The 18087-nt window shown below is 65.0% G+C and carries 18 protein-coding genes; 5 read left to right on the plus strand and 13 right to left on the minus strand.

Annotated elements, in window-relative coordinates; translation table 11 throughout:
• Positions 1-23: 23 nt before the first annotated feature.
• The 6 genes from MWU77_RS05510 to MWU77_RS05535 all read right to left on the minus strand — a co-directional run bounded on the left by MWU77_RS05510 (position 24) and on the right by MWU77_RS05535 (position 5317).
• Entirely contained in the window at positions 24-665 is a 642-nt protein-coding gene (locus MWU77_RS05510) for a response regulator transcription factor (RefSeq protein ID WP_169686926.1), read from the minus strand.
• The gene (locus MWU77_RS05515; protein ID WP_247273133.1) at positions 662-1903 is read right to left on the minus strand and encodes a sensor histidine kinase; all 1242 of its coding nucleotides are present in this window, start codon (positions 1901-1903) and stop codon (positions 662-664) included. The genes MWU77_RS05510 and MWU77_RS05515 overlap by 4 nt, the downstream gene beginning before the upstream one ends.
• Positions 1904-1929: 26 nt before the next feature.
• On the minus strand, positions 1930-2700 hold the full coding sequence (locus MWU77_RS05520) for an ABC transporter permease (protein WP_247273134.1): 771 nt from the start codon (positions 2698-2700) through the stop codon (positions 1930-1932).
• Positions 2697-3605, minus strand: coding sequence for an ABC transporter ATP-binding protein (locus MWU77_RS05525; protein ID WP_247273135.1), 909 nt, complete (start codon positions 3603-3605; stop codon positions 2697-2699). The genes MWU77_RS05520 and MWU77_RS05525 overlap by 4 nt, the downstream gene beginning before the upstream one ends.
• 96 nt (positions 3606-3701) lie before the next feature.
• Positions 3702-4541, minus strand: a complete 840-nt coding sequence (locus tag MWU77_RS05530; protein ID WP_247273136.1) for an SDR family oxidoreductase — start codon at positions 4539-4541, stop codon at positions 3702-3704.
• A 50-nt stretch (positions 4542-4591) separates the two neighbouring features.
• The gene (locus MWU77_RS05535; protein WP_247273137.1) at positions 4592-5317 is read right to left on the minus strand and encodes a MerR family transcriptional regulator; all 726 of its coding nucleotides are present in this window, start codon (positions 5315-5317) and stop codon (positions 4592-4594) included.
• Positions 5318-5359: 42 nt separating this feature from the next.
• On the opposite strand from MWU77_RS05535, the gene MWU77_RS05540 reads away from it, so the two are divergent.
• Positions 5360-5833, plus strand: a complete 474-nt coding sequence (locus tag MWU77_RS05540; RefSeq protein WP_169686930.1) for a DUF6194 family protein — start codon at positions 5360-5362, stop codon at positions 5831-5833.
• A 52-nt stretch (positions 5834-5885) separates the two neighbouring features.
• On the opposite strand, the gene MWU77_RS05545 is transcribed toward MWU77_RS05540, so the two are convergent.
• Positions 5886-7214: a wax ester/triacylglycerol synthase domain-containing protein gene (locus MWU77_RS05545; RefSeq protein WP_247273138.1), complete on the minus strand. Its 1329-nt coding sequence runs from the start codon at positions 7212-7214 to the stop codon at positions 5886-5888.
• 79 nt (positions 7215-7293) lie between these two features.
• Between MWU77_RS05545 and MWU77_RS05550 the strand changes: the two genes are divergently transcribed.
• The gene (locus tag MWU77_RS05550) at positions 7294-9300 is read left to right on the plus strand and encodes a prolyl oligopeptidase family protein (RefSeq protein ID WP_169686932.1); all 2007 of its coding nucleotides are present in this window, start codon (positions 7294-7296) and stop codon (positions 9298-9300) included.
• Between the two features lie 48 nt (positions 9301-9348).
• Here MWU77_RS05550 and MWU77_RS05555 read toward each other — a convergent pair whose 3' ends face one another.
• Both MWU77_RS05555 and MWU77_RS05560 read right to left on the minus strand, forming a co-directional pair.
• On the minus strand, positions 9349-10206 hold the full coding sequence (locus MWU77_RS05555) for an alpha/beta fold hydrolase (protein WP_169686933.1): 858 nt from the start codon (positions 10204-10206) through the stop codon (positions 9349-9351).
• 4 nt (positions 10207-10210) lie between these two features.
• Positions 10211-11263: a patatin-like phospholipase family protein gene (locus MWU77_RS05560; RefSeq protein WP_169686934.1), complete on the minus strand. Its 1053-nt coding sequence runs from the start codon at positions 11261-11263 to the stop codon at positions 10211-10213.
• Positions 11264-11357: 94 nt separating this feature from the next.
• Between MWU77_RS05560 and MWU77_RS05565 the strand changes: the two genes are divergently transcribed.
• From MWU77_RS05565 to MWU77_RS05575, 3 genes are all read left to right on the plus strand, one after another.
• Positions 11358-11747 (plus strand): phage holin family protein, encoded by a 390-nt coding sequence (locus MWU77_RS05565; protein WP_169686935.1) that lies wholly within the window; start codon positions 11358-11360, stop codon positions 11745-11747.
• 189 nt (positions 11748-11936) lie between these two features.
• Complete coding sequence (locus tag MWU77_RS05570; protein WP_169686936.1) at positions 11937-12257, plus strand: hypothetical protein; 321 nt, start codon at positions 11937-11939, stop codon at positions 12255-12257.
• 133 nt (positions 12258-12390) lie between these two features.
• The gene (locus MWU77_RS05575; protein WP_169686937.1) at positions 12391-12591 is read left to right on the plus strand and encodes a PspC domain-containing protein; all 201 of its coding nucleotides are present in this window, start codon (positions 12391-12393) and stop codon (positions 12589-12591) included.
• A 519-nt stretch (positions 12592-13110) separates the two neighbouring features.
• On the opposite strand, the gene MWU77_RS05580 is transcribed toward MWU77_RS05575, so the two are convergent.
• The 4 genes from MWU77_RS05580 to MWU77_RS05595 form a co-directional block, all read right to left on the minus strand.
• A complete protein-coding gene (locus tag MWU77_RS05580) occupies positions 13111-14046 on the minus strand; it encodes an alpha/beta hydrolase family protein (protein ID WP_169686938.1) in 936 nt (311 codons plus the stop codon).
• Between the two features lie 294 nt (positions 14047-14340).
• Complete coding sequence (locus MWU77_RS05585; RefSeq protein ID WP_247273139.1) at positions 14341-15354, minus strand: alpha/beta hydrolase family protein; 1014 nt, start codon at positions 15352-15354, stop codon at positions 14341-14343.
• 249 nt (positions 15355-15603) lie between these two features.
• Entirely contained in the window at positions 15604-17229 is a 1626-nt protein-coding gene (gene groL, locus MWU77_RS05590) for a chaperonin GroEL (protein ID WP_169686940.1), read from the minus strand.
• A 276-nt stretch (positions 17230-17505) separates the two neighbouring features.
• Positions 17506-18033 (minus strand): DUF6764 family protein, encoded by a 528-nt coding sequence (locus MWU77_RS05595; RefSeq protein ID WP_169686941.1) that lies wholly within the window; start codon positions 18031-18033, stop codon positions 17506-17508.
• Positions 18034-18087 lie beyond the last annotated feature (54 nt).

Consider the following 18087-nt stretch of genomic DNA (forward strand, 5'->3'; position numbering starts at 1 on the left):
GGTGACGTTCGGCCATGCCGGGTTCAGCCGAGGATTCCGAGCTCGTAGGCAGCGGCCACTGCCGCGGCGCGGTCCGACACGTCGAGTTTCCCGAAGATGTGGATGAGGTGTGTCTTCACAGTCGCCTCGCTGACGAACAACACCCGCGCGATCTCCCGGTTGGACGTCCCCTTCGCCACGAGCACCAGAACCTCACGTTCGCGGGCGCTGAGTGGCTTCGGGGCGCCCGCACCGCGCACCCGCGACATCAGACGCGACGCGACCACCGGCGACAGCACCGTGCGTCCTTCTGCAGCAGCCCGCACCGCGGCGAACAGCTCGTCGCGCGGTGCGTCCTTGAGCAGGTACCCGGTCGCGCCTGCCTCGATCGCAGGAATGGTGTCGGAGTCCGAGTCGTAGGTCGTCAAGACCAGAACCCGGCTGCGGGCACCGCTCGAGGTCAGCTCGGCGATCGCCTCGACACCGCCGCCTCCCGGCATCCGCAGATCCATCAGCACCACGTCGGGATCCAACCGGGCGACCAGCGCCACCGCTTCCTTCCCGTCCCCCGCCTCACCCAGGACCGCGAACTCACCCGAGGCAGAGAACATTCCGCGCAGTCCATCACGGACGACGGGATGATCGTCGACGATCAGTACGGTGATGCCCGGTTCGTCGCTACTCACGACACCGACCCCGCCTTCACCAGCGGCACTCGCACCGATACGGCTGTTCCGGTGCCGATTTCGGACTCGACGTCCAGAACCCCGGCAATGCGGGCGATGCGGGAATTCATGCCCCTCAAACCGAATCCGTCCACCGTCTCCGCCGACAGGTCGAATCCGCGCCCGTCATCACGGATATCGATGCTGACCTCGTCGTCCATGTACGACACGGTGACACCGACGCGGTGCGCCGACGCATGTTTGGCGACGTTCGCGAGCGCCTCCTGAGTGATCCGCAACAGCGTGGCAGCGATGTCGTCGTGCAGGGGTTCCACAGTTCCCGTCACCGTGAAGTCGACCCGGATCCCGTGCTCGGCGGACCAGCGGTCCACGGATCCGGCCAGGACTGTTTCGAGGGTGTCGTGCTCGAGGACTTCCGGTGCGAGATTGTGCACAGAGCGTCGCGCCTCACCGAGGCTGCGTCGGGCAAGGTCCGCGGCCTCGGCCACATGACGTCTCGCCGCGTCGGGATCAGGGGTGGCGCCGGCGGCCTGCAGCTGGGTGACGATTCCGGCGAGGCTCTGCGCCAGGGTGTCGTGGATCTCCGCGGCAAGACGACGCCGCTCGTCGTCGATTCCGGCTTCTCGTGCATGTGTCAACAATTGTGCGTGCAGTGCCTGGTTCTCCGACAGCGCCTGTTCGAGACGGGCATTCGCACGTTCGAGCTCAGCGATCGCATCGATCCGTTCTTCGGTCCTACGCAGGTCGCGCTCCCCGATCCGGTACGCCACCATCGCTATCGCCGCGTTGAGGAAGAACAGCAGGACGAAAACGATCCAGATCGCCGGATCTCGCGGAGGCAATCCCCCCGCTTGGGAGCCGGCCAACGTCACCGCCGTCGCGACCAATCCGACGCGGGCCCACCGTTCCCCGACCAACCAGGGCGCGTCGAAGTAGCCCATCACGGCGTAGATCGCGAAGAACGGGTTGAACAAGCTCAGGACGAACGCCGAGACCGTGCGGGCGACGTAGTAGACCGCTCCGGAACCCGTATGACCACGCAGCCGCAGGATCTCCCAACCCGTCAGCACCACGACCAGCAGCGACGCCGGGATCCGTTGACCAGGGCTCATCAGCAACGATGCGGTGCCTGCGGACAGCAGTGTTCCGGTCGCAAGCAGCGCGATCGGACCCCACCGGTGGAAGCGGCTCCACGGGTCGTCATCCAACTCGTGCGTCGTTGTTCGCTCTGTCGCCACGGTATCCAGGATGACGGGTGGGGACGTCACTGCCAACGGAACCAGCGGATCGCGGCGGCGGTGAGCACCACCGCCCAACCCAAGATCACGGCCAGACCACTCCAGGCGGGCCAGTCGCCCGCTGCAGCCTGATCGAGTATCTGCGCGGCCGCCCCGAACGGGGTGAGTTCGACGATCCGTTGCAGTACCTCGGGCATCGCCTGCACCGGAATCCACACCCCCGCACAGAACATCATCGGGAAGAACACGATCGTGCCCAATGTCTGCGCTACACGCTGCGACGACGACAATGCCGAGATCGCGGCGCCGAGGCTCAGTGCCGCAGCGAGGGTCACGAGCACCGCGAGAGCAAAGCCCCACGGCTGCGCGGGAAACGCCACATCGAACACCACACGGCCGACGACGAGCGCGAAGACCACCGACACGGCAATCGCCACGGCGTGCACGACGATCTGCGCCGCCAACAGGTACGCCGGGCGGGCCGGAGTAACGGCCAGCCTGCGGAGAATGCCCTGCTCACGGTACGCCGACAGCACCGCGGGCATCGTCTGGATCCCACCCACGATCATCGCCAACAGCAATGTCACCGGCACGTACAGGTCGATCACCCGCAATCCGCCGAGGTTGGGATCAGGTTCCCGGAACGACGGGATCAGACCGAGAATCGTCAGGAGCAGAACAGGGAAGACGAGGATCCAGAACAACGCCGCGGGTTGGCGTGCGAACAGTCGCGTCTCGGTGCGCAACACCGCGATCGCCGGTCCGGTCGTCGCGTTGCTCATGATCGAGGTGGTCATGATGTGCCTTTCGATCCGGTGATGTCCAAGTAGGCGTCGTCGAGGGTGGCGTCGGCCACGCGGAGCCGTTCGGCGCTCAACCCTTCGCCGGCGAGCACCGAGAGCACGGCCTCCACCGAGTCCTCACTGCCCTCCACCACGACCCGATCGTGATCCGTTCGTACTGCGGCGACGCCGGGCAACGACTCCAACCTGCCGACGTCGAACGGGCCTGAAGGCCGGAACGAGACGACGACGGCGGTGGTCGATCTGCCGATCAGTTCCGTAGGTGTGCCCAGCGCTTCGACCCGGCCCGAGCGGAACACGGCGACTCGGTCGCACAACCTCTGGGCCTCCTCCATGAAGTGGGTGACCAGTAGGACGGTGACACCGGCGTCGCGGACCTCCTCGATCAACTCCCACGTGTCGCGGCGTCCACGGGGGTCGAGACCAGTGGTGAGCTCGTCGAGCACTACCACGCGTGGTGTGCCGATGAGCGCAAGGGCGATGAACAGGCGCTGCTTCTGCCCTCCGGACAGTTTCGCGAACTGGGTGCGGAGCAGAGCCCCGAGCCCGAGACGTTCGGCCAGGGCATGACCATCAGCGGGCCGCGCGTAGAACGAGGAGTACAGCTCGAGGGCCTCGCGCACGGTCAGTTTCGGCTGCAGCTGACTTTCCTGCAACTGGGTGCCGAGCAGTTCGGTGACGGCGCGGTGATCACGGATCGGATCGAGTCCGGCGACGCGGACGACACCGGAATCGGGTGTGCGTAATCCGGAGAGGCATTCGACGGAAGTGGTCTTCCCCGCGCCGTTGGGGCCGAGAATCCCGAAGACCTCACCGTCGTCGACATGGAAATTCACGCCGTCGACGACGGTGCGCCCGCCGTACGACTTACGCAGGTCTGTCACTTCTACGATTGGCATACGTCGAGCGTGCCCGCCGGCACGGGTCGTGCACATCAACCGAGCGGTTCGGATCCGCATCAACCGATCGGATGATGCGGGCAGGTAGGCCGTGTGTCAGGAACGGAACCGGAACATCTGGAGAAGGTACCGCGGCACTCCACTGAGTGGAACGGCAACAGGCCAGTCACCCGAACGGAAGTACGCCTCTGTCCCGCCGTCGACCGTCACGATACTTCCCACCATGAAATCCGCTGCGCGCGACAGCATGAACTCGACCCACTCGGCGATCTGTTCGGCGTCACCGAAACCACCGATCGGCACCGGGAAGCCCTCGACCCGCTTCGCTTGCGGACCCGCAAGCTGCGCTTCCAGCAACGGTGTCGAGACTGCCCCCGGTGCAATGATATTGAGACGAATACCGGAACCGGCCCAGTCGTCGGTGACGGCGATACGACGAGCCCACCGGGTGACCGCGATCTTCGTCGCCGCGTACGTGAACGGGGCTGCCGCAGCGGAAATGCGCCCTGCACGCTTGACACCCTTGTCGAGGTCGCCCGCGAGGAAAGCCTTCACCGCAGAGTTCGGCACACCGGGTGTCGCCGTCGTCGAGTTCGATCCGAACACCACCACTTTGCTGTTGCCGGTCGCGGCGAGCGCGGGCCGCCAGCCGACGAGCAGGTCTATCACACCTCGCACGTTGACCTGGGCGATCACCATTTCCTTTCCTGCCACGGGCCCCAGCCCGGCGGCGAGCACGGCTCCATCGAGGCGTCCGCCGGCAAGCTCGAGCGTCTGCCGGATCGCCGTGGAGCGCCCCTGCGGCGTCGACAGATCCGCGACGACGTCGGCGTCCGATCGGTCGACGCCGATGACCGTGTGTCCATTCGCGCGCAATCGCTCGGCGCTTGCCTTGCCCATCCCGGATGCTGCCCCGGTCACTACATAGATACCCATGTGTCCCCCTTCACTGCGTGCGGACCAGTAAAGCATGGGGCTCGGCGTCCTCAGCGACAGGCGATGACCTCGGCAAGCACCGCCCCGGCACGGAGCAGTGCAAGTGTTCGCGCTGCGATGTCGTCGATCCTCGAGTCCAGTGCCTTCAGCGACACATCGATGTCCCGGAGGTCGCGAAGATCGGTGAGGGCTCTGCGGACGTCGGGGATGCGGTAGCCAGCGGCACGCAACGCCACGACGATGCGCGCCTCGCGGATCGCAGCGAGTGGGTAGCGGCGGGCGGATCCCGCGTTCGTGGCTACCCGCTGCGGCGTCACGAGTTGCTCTTTCTCCCAGAAACGTAACGTCGAGGTACGAACACCGAGAGCCTCGGCGAGTTCGGTGATCGTCATGGTGTCGTTCTCGGTGGGCTCGACCTCGATCTCCGCCTCCGTGCGGATCAGGAGAAGCGCCCGCCGTGCCTGGAGTGCGCGATCTCGCTCGTGAGCAAGTTCGACGTGGAGCGATGCCACCTGAGCAGGCGCATCGGCCGGCGCGACGACGCGGATCTCACGCATCACTCTCCGCGCCTCCACCGGACCGACGGCCACCGCGAGGTCACGGTAGGCGTGCAGGTCGCGGATGTGTCGCGCGGAGAAGACGCGGTATCCGTTGCGTTTTCTGGGTGCAGCGCCGATGACGCCGTGCGCTTCGAGGTCTCGGATCTGCTGTACCGAATAGCCCGTGGCCGCAGCGACAGTGACTGTGCTCAGGTCGACCGCATCGCTGCGCGCCATTGCTGAAACCCTCCATAAGCACTTCAACTACACACTTGAACCATGAGTATGAAGCAGATTCTCGAAACGGTGCGCGGCTTCGAAGGGGTCGTCGAGCTCGCTCCCGAGGTAGGCAGTGAGTTTCCGGAAGTCGCATGGGGCGATCACTTCTTCTATTACGCCCCCGACGGGCAGGTCCCCCAGCGCGGGCAGCCCTTCGCGACCATCGTGACGAAGGACTACCCCGGCGACACCGAGTCCGAACTGGACCCGCCGGACCGGTGGAGACTGAACATCCACGTCGGCCGGGCGAGCTTCACCGAACTCACCGGCGAAGAACCCCGGGCAACGGAATCCGCGGTGGACTTCAGCGCCGCCGACACCGTCCTTCCCCATCCGGTCTATCGAGCTCAGGGGTGGATTGCGATCGTCAACCCCGGTGCCCGGACGTCGGGCATCGCCGGCGACCTTCTCCGCCGCGCCCACGACGACGCGCGCCGCCGGAAGACACCACAGAGCCGCGACTCGCACGGATAGAAGCACCGTGCCGACAGGGTGCGCGTGTCTTCCGAGCACGTGTATGTCTCGGTCACCCGCCGAGTGCGACCCGGACCTCGATGATCGCCTCCCGCAGCATCGACTCGTACTCGTCGATGTCGGGCACCGCACGGGGACTCGAGTTGATACCGATCGTGACGGTGTCGCCGAGGCCGTACACACCGTGCGTCAGGGCCATCACCGGTGACAACCCCGGAAATCCGGCGCTGAACATGACCGGGGCACCATCGAGTTCGAGGTCGGCACGGCCGCGATTCACGCTCGACACCACCGTGTTCCCTGTGACGGTCTCGGGGACCTCGCCCAAAGAGTACCGATCGATCCCGAACTTCAGCAGCGGCGCGGGAACGAACGCGTTCGCCGAATCACGTTGCATCAGAAGCGGGCTCGACAGTCGCGCGCGACGATCAGCGATGTCGTCAGCGATCAGCGCGGCCCGCGCGGACAGATCAGGTTCGGTGACGAACAGGTCGATGCCGGCATTACGGTAGTTGTTGCGCGACTCCCCTGTCGCGTCGACCGCGATGGTGACCTCGGCGCCGAGCCGATCCGGCACCGTCTCACCGCGCAACTCCAGGAATCGGGGCAGGGCGACGGAGATCGCAGTCAGCGCCGCCACGGTGACGGTGACGCCGGTTCCTCGGAGTTCCTCGGCGGGGCACACCACCATGCGCACGGCCCGCTCGTCGCCGGGGGCGGTATTGATACCGACGAGGGGGCGCCCCGCGGCCGGCTCGGGAATCTCTCCTGCGGCAGTTGCCTCCGTCAACGCTCGGTCAGCAGCGGCGGCTCGGCGGCCTGCCGCAACGAGTCGTGCGAACCGGACCGGGAACCGGAGCGACCGTATCAACATCATGGACATCGAGACAGCGTCCGGAGCCGGCGAGCGCGGTGGCCCCTCGGTGCCGAACAATGCGCGCACCAGTGCAGTCGCCCGAGCCCCGTCGGCGAAAGCGTGCGACACGTGGAACACCACGACAACGGCGGTCCCGTCACAGCGAGGAGCGTCGCGCACACCCGCGAAGACGTGTACCCGCCACGGGCTCGTCCGCGCGTCGATCGAGGTCGCCACCAGCGACCCCAAGCGTTCTTGGACCTCAGCCCACGTGTGGTTGGTCAAGACGTGCTCGACCACCAGGTCGTCGCTGTACTCCCTCGGTTCCCAATACGGGTAGTCGAGGTTCTTCGGAACCTCGCGGATCCTGCACCGGAGTTCCCCCACCTCCGCGACACGTCGCCGAACGGCGGCACGCATCGCATCGGTGTCGACGTCACCTGCGAAGCAGTAAAGCAGGAACTGATCACTGTGGATCCGCTCCGCGAGCCAGTACATCTGCGCGTCGGAGGGGGTGAGTTGCACGGCCGCGAGCGTACCGTCGACGCAGCCCCAAGGTCTCACCGTCGCCACCCCACCGCTCGGGTCCAGGTAGAAATAGGGCATGAGCGACACCACCGACCCCCACCTGTGGCTCGAGGACGTCACCGGCGAAAAGCAACTCGACTGGGTGCGCGCACGTAACGACCGCACGGTCGATGCGTACACCCGCACCGACGATTTCACGACGCTGGAATCCCGCATCCGGGAGATCCTCGATACCGACGCGCGCATCCCCTACGCGCGACGCCGCGGCGAGTATCTCTACAACTACTGGCGCGACGCCGAGCATGTGCGCGGACTGTGGCGACGCACCACCCTCGACCAGTATGTCCTCGACAATCCGGAGTGGGATGTCCTCGTCGACCTCGACGCGGTGGCCGCCGAGGAGAACGAGAACTGGGTGTGGTCCGGTGCCCAGGTTCTCCGTCCTGACCAGAACCGCGCGCTCATCAGCCTGTCGCGGGGCGGTGCCGACGCAACCGTGATCCGTGAGTTCGACCTGGTCACACGCCGGTTCGTGTCGGGTGCCGACAGCTTCGAACTCCCCGAAGCGAAGACCGATATCAGCTGGATCGATATCGACTCCGTCTTCGTCGGAACCGACTTCGGTGACGGCTCCCTCACCGATTCGGGATACCCGAGGATTGCGAAACGCTGGCGCCGCGGCACACCGATCGCCGACGCCGAGACCGTGTTCGAGGGGGAGGTCACCGACGTCGCCGTGGGCGCCGGATACGACAACACTCCCGGGTACGAACGCAGCTTCGTAGACCGCGCCATCGACTTCTATGCCGCATATCAGTACGAACTGAAGCCGGACGGCACTCTGATCAAGCTCGATGTCCCCGACGACGCGCGGGTGAGCGTCTACCGCAACCACATGCTCGTACGACCCCGATCCGAGTGGCTCGGGCACCCCGCCGGTTCCCTGCTCGCGACCGACTACCCGTCATTCCTCGAAGGTTCGCGTGAGATGACGGTGTTGTTCACACCCGACGAACACACTTCTCTCGAGCAGTACACCTGGACGCAGAACCACCTGCTGATGGTGACCCTGCGTGATGTCCAGACCCGCATGCGTGTCCTCACCCCCGGTCCCGACGGATGGACCGACGAGGAACTCGAAGGGCTGCCCGACGCGACCTCCACGGCCATCATCGACGTCGATCCGCGCGAGGGCGACGAATTCTTCCTCAACTCCAGCGGTTTCACGACCCCCGCTACCCTCCTCTCCGGCACGGTCGGGCAAGCACTCGAGCCGATCAAGCAGGCGCCATCGTTCTTCGACTCCGACGGCATCACCGTCACACAGCATTTCGCGACTTCCGACGATGGCACGCAGGTCCCCTACTTCGTCGTAGGCGCCGACACCGATACGGCATCCCCGACCCTGCTGTACGGGTACGGCGGATTCGAGAACTCGATGGTCCCGGCGTACAGCGGCGGCGTGGGGCGGGCATGGCTCGAACGCGGAAACACCTATGTGATCGCGAACATTCGCGGAGGTGGAGAGTACGGCCCCACCTGGCACACCCAGGCCCTGAAAGAGAACCGTCACAAGGTATTCGAGGATTTCGCAGCGGTCGCGAAAGACCTTGTCGACCGGGGCATCACGACGACCCGGCAACTGGGAATCCAAGGCGGAAGCAACGGCGGCCTGCTGATGGGTGTGATGCTGACTCGCTACCCACACTTGTTCGGTGCCATCGTGTGCCAAGTGCCGCTACTCGATATGAAGCGCTATCACCTGCTGCTCGCCGGCGCATCGTGGATGGCCGAGTACGGTGATCCCGACGATCCCGACGAGTGGAAATTCCTGTCGGAGTATTCGCCGTATCAGAACACCGACCCGGACGCGACGTACCCGCCGATCCTGATCACGACGTCCACGCGCGACGATCGTGTTCATCCTGGCCACGCGCGCAAGATGGTGGCGCTCCTCGAGGAGCAGGGTCGAGAGGTCTGGTACTACGAGAACATCGAGGGCGGGCACGGTGGTGCCGCAGACAACGCGCAGGCAGCGTTCAAATCTGCGCTGACCTTCACGTTCCTGACAGAAGTGCTCTAGCAAGATGTGGATCCGAGCCCGGTTCCGGGCTCGGATCCACACCGCCGGTCACCGGTCGCGCAGCCAGGCGACGATCCGTTCGATCGTATCGCCGTTGTCGCGGATCCAGCCGTTGTGACCGAGTGCTCGTTCCAGGTGCCATGTGGTGATATCGGCCGCAGGCAACTTCTCCACCAGGTGGCGTGCCGACGTCACCGGAGTCATGTCGTCCCCCTCGACGGTCACCGAAAGAATCGGAAGGTCCAGCGAGGCGAGACGCTCCTCGTAGTCGATGTCGGCACCGGCCGGCTCGAACCGGCCACTGCGCGCCAGCCTCGCCCAGTCGGAGATCAGGGGCCGGGACTGCCGTCCGAAGCCCGCGACGCCCAACCGGTCGCCGGGCCAGAATCCGGCGACGCTCGCGGTGAGCGACATCGCCGTCGAGCCGAACAGGAGGCGGGGAGCGTGTCCCCCGGGGAATCGGCGGTAGTACGGGGTTCCGGAGGCCACGAGCACGAGCCCACCGAGGCGACCACGACTACGCGCTGCGTACAGCACGCCCAATTGACCGCCCATCGAATGCCCGAGCAGGAACGGCGTCGAATCGGGGAATCGTTCGCGCACCACTTCGAACATCGCGGGGAAGTGCACTGCGACGATCTCCTGGTAGCCGTACGCGCTGTCGGGCCCCGGTCTGGGGCGACTATCGCCCTGGCCTGCGAGTTCGCAGATCGCGGCATCGAATCCGCGTTCGGCGAGGGCGCGCGCGAACGGTTCGTAGTACCCCGCGGGGATGCCGAGGCCCGGAACGATCGCCACGACGGCCCGCGACGAGTCGAGCCGGTTCTCATGTTCATGAGCCGGCCCCGGAAACAAGCGCACCGCGGTCGTCGTGCCATCCGGAAGCTGGATCGGTACGGTCTCCACCAACTCAGACTAGGCCCGAATCACCGTCCTGGTCAGCAGACCGAGATGCGGTGCTTCCGAGCCCCGCGGCGTCGAGCGCGGCCTCGGTGAGCGACCGACCGAGGGCGATCATCTCGACAGCCTTGTGGAAATCGAGACTGCGGCACGCCGTGCGGGGGACTTCGACCAGCACATCCGGCGGATACGCCGCAAGCTGGTGGCGAGCAAGAGCGGACTGCATGATGTCGAGCGAACGGTTCATGACCGCAACCCGGCTGAACTTCGGAGCTACGGCTTCCTCGTGGCCGACGTGAAAATCGGAATCGGTGTCGTCGGGAGACTCGGGTTGGAGATCGTCACGGCCGAACTCTTCGTCGGTCGCTGCTGTACCGAACCTGCCGACGACCGAACGGACGATGTCGCTGTCGAGCAGCAATGACGCCGACCGCCGGAAGCGTCCGACCCATTCTTCCGCAGGACGCGGTTCCGCACTCGCGTTCTCCGGCGCTTGTGTACGACCGCGTTCTTCGGCTCCGAGAGTGACCCCGATCGTCAGATCCGCCGGGACACCGGCTATCGGGGCCACCGGCAGCGGAGCGAGTGTGCCGCCGTCGGTGAGGACGAGGCCGTTGAGAACATACGGGGTGATGACACCGGGTATCGCGATCGATGCGCGGATCGCGACGTCGACAGGTCCCCGCTGGAACCACACCGGGCGGCCCGCCGCCAGGTCGGTCGCCACAGCGGTGAACGGGATCGGGAGGTCTTCGATGACGACATCCCCGATGAGCTCGCGCACTTTGTTGAGGACCTTCTCTGCGTGGATGACCCCCGGAGACGTGACGGACACGTCCAACAACCGGACCACATCGAGCTGGGACAGACTCTCCGCCCACTGGGTGTATTCGTCGAGTTTTCCCGCAGCACGGACACCGCCCACAAGCGCGCCCATCGACGACCCCGCGATACCGACGATCTCGAAGCCGCGCTCCTCGAGGACCTGGATGGCTCCGATGTGGGCGTAACCTCGGGCGCCCCCGCTGCCGAGGGCGAGTGCGACGCGTTTCCGATCGGCCATGGCCCGATGGTGTCATGTCCGGACGCTCTGCGGTGCGGCGGGACTCTGCACTGTAATACTGCCGCAGCCGGCCGAGCGGAGATACCCTGACACCATGATCAGGCTGCTTGCCACCACAATTGTTGCGTTGATCGCCAATGCGATTGGCTTGATCGTCGGCGCGTGGGTCCTGCCCGGCATGACGCTCAGTTCGTTCGCGTTCGTCATCGCCGTGGTGATCTTCACCGTGGCCACGGTTCTTCTCGACCCTTTGATCCGTCAGGTTGCGATGACGAAAACCCCGGTACTCATCGGGAGCAGCGCGCTGATCTCGACACTACTCGCGCTCATCGTCACCGCGATCATGAGTGACGGCCTCCGGATCGACGGCATCACGACCTGGATCCTCGCCACCGTCATCGTCTGGGCTGTAGCGCTGATCGCGCGCTTGCTGCTGCCGTACATCATCTTCAAGAAGACACTCGCCAAACGCAGAAGTGCCTGACGCTCTCCGTCGAGCACAGCACACTCGAAGCACCCGTACGGGAAGTCCCGTGCGGGTGCTGTCGTAGAGAACCCTGACCAAAAGTTCAGGGTACAGACGGGGGTCTGTCCCCGATGTGCCCGAAGGGGTCCGAGGCGCACGATCGATACATCGATTCGACGAGCCTCACACCACCACTCGGGAGACCTCATGCGTAAGACGATCATGACCGCACTGCTCGCCGGTGCCGCAGCCTTGACGATCGGAACAGGTGTTGCCGCAGCAGAATCCGCGCCCAACGTCGTCGGGATGGAGGAGCACGTAGCCGCCTCGACGCTCTCCGCCGCCGGTACGCCGTACTCGGTCACCAACCGCTCGGGGAACATCTCCGGCCGGTGCGCGGTAACCGCGCAGCGCGACCGGGGCTACCGGACCGAGGTCGAATCGACGTACAACTCCCGCACCGACAGCTGGGATCGCAAGGAAACGAAGATCTGGCGCGGTATCGGATTGACCGTCGTTTGCCGCTGACACCCACCGTTGCGTCCGACGTATCGACACCGACGCAAGACACCCGTCACACGAGACCCCGAGAAGAAAGTTCAGGGTGAAGATCGGGGCCGGCCCTGATGTGCACACACTCGACAAGGAGCACGATTACCTCATGACCTTCGACGACAACACACCCCGCACCTTCACTCGCTCTACCTCGCAGCGCATGCTCGGCGGCGTCTGCGGCGGAATCGCCGAATACTTCGGCATCGACGTCAACATCGTCCGCGCTGCTGCCGTGGTTGCGTCCTTCATCACCGGCGGCACCGCAATCCTGCTGTACCTCGCACTCTGGGTGATCATCCCGGAATGACAGCGCAAAGGCCGTGAATCCCGAGAGACGAGATCCACGGCCTTTCAACGCTTCCGACCTACAGCGACCCGGTGAGCAGCGCCGGGGCAATGGCCAGCACAAGCCCGATGAGCTGGTTGATGACTTCGAGACCGTTGGTAATACTGCCCATCTTTCCTCCAGTGTGTCGCCGGAAACCTCACGCTTCCGGAGTTCGGATCAACAGATTCAGTGAATTCAGCTGAGGAATTCTGCGCTCTGCGAAAGCAACGAGAAGATGAAGGTGATGATTTCGGTGATGGTAGTGCTACCCATTGATCCTCCTACGCCCGAATGGTTGAGGTGATGTGGCACTACCGAACTCGAGACCACGGTGTGCCGTAACTCACATTACGACACGGCAACGAACTCGTCAATGATGTTGCGTAAGAAAAAATTTGAAACTGTAAACTCCGAACACAGTGCACTGCAATAGATCTCGAGTGAGGCATCAGCAATCGACCGCCCGGCCGGAGGCAGGGCCGCGAGCCACTCACACGATCACAATCCGATAGAGCCCGCAATCATCGGCCAGGAAGCGTGGAGATCGTCCTGCCAATAGCCCCACGAATGTGTTCCCCGGGAGCGGAATTCGAACGTTGCAGGGATACCCAGCTCATCGAGCCGCGACGCCAGACGGTGCGTGCAGTCGTTCACTGCGGCCTCGATGACACCCCCGACAACGATCTGATTCAACAGAAGCCCGGGATCGCCTTCGACCGATCTCGCCCCCAGGTTCTCGTGTGGCCCCGGCAGCCCGGTCGCAGACGAGATGTACAGGTCGATACCCCGCAACTTCTCCGCGTTGACGTACGGGTCGTTTGCGACCCAGCCGGGCCCATCGAGCGGGCCCCACATGTTCTCGACATCCGCCTCCCCACGACTCTCGACGACGGTACGGACATAGAGCTGCCCCAGCTCCGTACTGGTCTCGGCACACCCGCTGTACGCCCCGACCGCCTCGTACAGCGACGGCTCCTCGATCGCCAGACTCAAGACAGAGGTTCCCGACATCGACAGCCCCGCAATTGCATTCACACCCGTGGTACCGAACGTCTCGTCGACAATCGGCGGCAACTCCTGCGTGAGGAACGTCGTCCACTTGTTCCGGCCGAGCGCCGGGTCGTCGCGCTCCCAATCGGTGTAATAGGTGAACGACCCATCGAGCGGAGTGACGACATTGACGTTCTTGTCGGCGAAGAACTCATCGATATCGGTACGAGCGTCCCATGTAGCCTTCCCCTCCCCACCTCCGGCCCCGTTCAGCAGGTACAGCGTGGGCCGCGGAACGCTGGTGTCGGCCGGCGTCCGCACTCGGAGCGGGACGACCCGATCCATCGCAGCCGACCAGACGTGCACGATTACCGTACGATCACTTTCGACCTCGATACTGGACAGAACCGAAACCGGTTCGGCGGCAACCTCGGTCGCACACATCACTGACCACACAGATGCGAGCGCAGCAACCGACAACGCCGCACATGTTCGTCGGAACGAGACCACCCGACCCCCTCCCGAATCCTTGGGAACCTGCCGGACGAACGTCGGTCACGACACCCCGCCCGGCCGGAGTGAAACCATTTCTACACCATAAAGCTCCGCAATGGTCACGAAACGGTCAAATTCGCGGAACTCGAGTAGCAGACACAGAAACGGCGAGGACCGGTCAAGAACCGGCCCTCGCCGAAGATGACTGCCGCCACCGTCACAACCCGACGGCTACCGCCACCGTTACAACCCGATGGCCGCTTCCATCATGGGCCACGACTTGTGCAGATCGTCCTCCCAGTAATCCCACGAATGCGTCCCGTTCCGCCATTCGAAGTGCGCGGGGATCTCCAACTCCTCGAGCCGATCCGCGAGGCGCGTCGTGCAGTGGTGAACGGCCGCCTCGATGGTTCCGCCCACGACGAGCTGACCCACCAGACCGAGGGGGTCGTAGTTGATCGACCTCGCGCTCAACCGGTCATGCTCACCCGGAAGGCCGTTCGCCGACGACACATACAACGCGACCCCGCGCAGTTTCTCCGCATTGAGATACGGGTCGTTCGCGATCCAGCCCGGCCCGCCGACCGGACCCCACATGTTCTCGGGATCGCCCCCCTTGACCCGAACCACCGCCTGCACATAGGCCTGGCCCACCGGCGTGCTCGTCTCGGCGCAGCCACTGTACGCACCGACAGCGCGATACAACTCGGGCGCGGCTGTTGCCAGGCCGAGCACCGATGTACCCGACATCGACAGACCCGCAATCGCATTGACCCCGGTGGTCTCGAACTGCTCATCGATGATGGGCGGCAACTCCTCGGTGAGGAACGTCGTCCACTTGTTCCGGCCGAGCGCCGGGTCGTCCTGCTCCCAATCGGTGTAATAGCTGTAGCGTCCGCCCAGCGGAGTCACCACATTGACATTCTTGTCGGCGAAGAACTCATCGACGTCCGTCTGTTCGTCCCATGTGGCGACACCCTCGCCACCACCGGACCCGTTGAGCAGATACAGCGTGGGTCGCGGCTCGCTGGTATCGGCAGGCAACCGCACCCTGAGCGGCACGACGGTGTCCATCGACGCCGAATACACGTGCGCAATGACAGTACGGTCGTTCTCCACCTCGACGTGCGACAGTGCCGAGAGCCGCTCCCCCACGGTCGACGACCCCGGAACCGGCTCGGCCGATACCCCTGCCGGCACACACACCGCAGCCGCCAATCCGACCGTCACGGCACCACACGCACGTCGGAACCACATCGACAAAAGACCCACACCCCTCGAAAAACCGTCCCGTCCCACGGCGAGTCCAACGCTCGCCCCGGCGGCGCTCCCCGACCAGCCCCGAATTACACCATCGTTCTTACACGATTCCGATGTGAAGGTCACGAGAAGGTCAAGATCTTGGTATGCGACACAAACCACACTTCGAACATGCAGCGAGGCCCGACCCCACCGAAGTGGGATCGGGCCTCGCTGTGCAGCTCGGGTGGAGCAGTCAGGACCGGATCAGAAGTCCATGCCGCCCATACCGCCGGTCGGGTCGGCCATGGGAGCAGCGGCCTTCTCCGGCTTGTCGGCCACAACGGCCTCGGTGGTCAGGAACAGAGCCGCGATGGACGCAGCGTTCTGCAGCGCCGAGCGGGTGACCTTGACCGGGTCGTTGATGCCGGCCTCGAGGAGGTCCTCGTAGTCGCCGGTGGCAGCGTTGAGGCCGCTACCTGCAGGCAGGTTGCGAACCTTCTCCGCGACGACGCCGGGCTCGAGACCTGCGTTGAACGCGATCTGCTTCAGCGGAGCCTCGAGGGCAACCTTGACGATGTTGGCACCCGTGGCCTCGTCGCCCTCGAGCTTGAGGTCGTCGAGAACCGGAGCGGCCTGCAGCAGAGCCACGCCACCGCCGGCGACGATGCCCTCTTCGACAGCAGCCTTCGCGTTGCGCACGGCATCTTCGATGCGGTGCTTGCGCTCCTTGAGCTCGACCTCGGTCGCAGCGCCGGCCTTGATGACTGCAACGCCGCCGGCCAGCTTGGCCAGGCGCTCCTGCAGCTTCTCGCGGTCGTAATCCGAATCCGATGCCTCGATCTCGGCGCGGATCTGGTTGACGCGGCCTGCGATGGCGTCGGGATCGCCCGCGCCCTCGACGATGGTGGTCTCGTCCTTGGTGACGACGACCTTGCGGGCCTGGCCGAGCAGCTCGAGACCTGCGGTCTCGAGGGAGAGGCCGACCTCTTCGCTGACAACCTCGCCACCGGTGAGGATGGCGATATCGGCGAGCTGAGCCTTGCGGCGGTCGCCGAAGCCCGGAGCCTTGACGGCGACGGACTTGAAGGTGCCGCGGATCTTGTTCAGGACGAGGGTGGACAGAGCCTCACCCTCGACGTCCTCGGCGATGATGACGAGCGGCTTGCCCGACTGGATGACCTTCTCCAGGAGCGGCAGCAGGTCCTTGACCGTCGAGATCTTGGAGCTGACGAGAAGGATGTACGCGTCCTCGAGGACGGCTTCCTGGCGCTCGGCGTCCGTAGCGAAGTAGAGGGAGATGTAGCCCTTGTCGAAGCGCATGCCCTCGGTCAGCTCGAGCTGGAGGCCGAAGGTGTTCGACTCCTCGACGGTGATGACACCTTCCTTGCCCACCTTGTCGATGGCCTCGGCGATGAGCTCACCGATCGCGGGGTCGCCAGCGGAGATACCGGCGGTCGCAGCGATCTGCTCCTTGGTCTCGACTTCCTTGGCGGTGTCGAGCAGCTTGGCGGTGACGGCCTCGACGGCCTTCTCGATGCCGCGCTTCAGACCCAGCGGGTTGGCGCCGGCAGCGACGTTGCGCAGGCCCTCACGCACGAGCGCCTGAGCGAGAACGGTGGCGGTGGTGGTGCCGTCGCCCGCGACGTCGTCGGTCTTCTTGGCAACTTCCTTGACCAGCTCGGCGCCGATCTTCTCGTACGGATCCTCGAGCTCGATCTCCTTGGCGATGGAGACACCATCGTTGGTGATCGTGGGCGCGCCCCACTTCTTCTCGAGCACGACGTTGCGACCCTTGGGGCCCAACGTCACCTTGACTGCGTCGGCGAGGCTGTTCAGGCCACGCTCGAGGCCGCGACGGGCCTCTTCGTCGAACGCGATGATCTTGGCCATTGCGAAGTGATCCTCCGGATATCGGGGTGACACCTAGGACGGCCGCTCGTCGGGACGCCCCGTTGTTGTGCATTCGGTCGGAATCAGTGCCCGCGACGGACGACCAGGGGTGTCGATATTTCCCGGCCTCACCTTCCCGACCTGGCACTCCCTCATTGCGAGTGCCAACTGCATTTTTAGCACTCGAGGGTGGCGAGTGCAAGGTTACCGGCACTCGACCACCCTCGTCGCGGTGCAGAAGTTTTCTGCACGCATCAACTAACGACGCTGCATCGACTAGCGACGTGTAGAGCCCACACCCACGGCGCACCACTGCCCCGTGGCGGTGTTGACAGCGAACGACTGGGCACCGACGCAGGTGACACCGGTCGTGTCCGCCGTCGCTCCCGAACCCCAGCCCGCCACCGACAAAGTGGTCGCCGGACCCTGCGCCCACGAATGACTCAGGCCGCCACCGAGCGCGAACGCGTACGACCGCCCACCGTCACGCGCTGCGCTGAGCGCCGTACCGAACCCGGTTGCCTGGGATTCGGCCGTACCCGCGGACTCGGCGACCGACACCGCAGTGCCGCTGTCGGCTGCCGATGCCCGCGCAAAACCCTCACCGGTGGTCGTCGCACCACAGCTCGCCGTGTCCGACACCAGGATCTGATTCTCGGACGGCGGCGACACACACGTCACCGGCGCGGCCGACGCCGTACCCGTGCCCACCAAGGCAAACGATGCTGCCCCGACTGCAACCGCCGCGAAGGCCTGCGCAATACGACGACCGGAAAGGACGGACCGGAGAGAACGAATGGACAAGAAGTGCTCCTCTGCGCTGGAAGAAGGAGGGAGAAAGCCCCCGCGCGCAGGGTA

It is taken from the genome of Rhodococcus sp. F64268 (assembly GCF_023015605.1).
Classification (GTDB): domain Bacteria; phylum Actinomycetota; class Actinomycetes; order Mycobacteriales; family Mycobacteriaceae; genus Rhodococcus.